Source organism: Blautia sp. MCC269 (assembly GCF_018785655.1).
Taxonomy (GTDB): Bacteria; Bacillota; Clostridia; order Lachnospirales; family Lachnospiraceae; genus Blautia_A.
Genome location: NZ_WQQE01000087.1, coordinates 1 through 206, shown reverse-complemented (window position 1 = coordinate 206; position 206 = coordinate 1). Strand labels below are relative to the sequence as shown.

General features: G+C 51.0%; 2 rRNA genes. Both read right to left on the bottom strand.

The window, feature by feature from the left end:
• Positions 1 to 76 (bottom strand): 5S ribosomal RNA (gene rrf / locus GPK88_RS19820); the annotation flags it as partial.
• Positions 77 to 145: 69 nt separating this feature from the next.
• Positions 146 to 206: ribosomal RNA gene (locus tag GPK88_RS17610) — 16S ribosomal RNA — on the bottom strand; the annotation flags it as partial.

Genomic DNA, 206 nt, shown 5'->3' with positions numbered 1-206 from the left:
ACCATCGGCCGATTGGGTCTTAACCGTCGTGTTCGGGATGGGAACGGGTGTGTCCCCCAACCGCATCGGCACCAGAAATACCGTTATTCAGTTCCCTTGATAACTCAACAGTGAAGCACATTTCTTTTCTCTACTTTTTCCTTAGAAAGGAGGTGATCCAGCCGCACCTTCCGATACGGCTACCTTGTTACGACTTCACCCCAGTC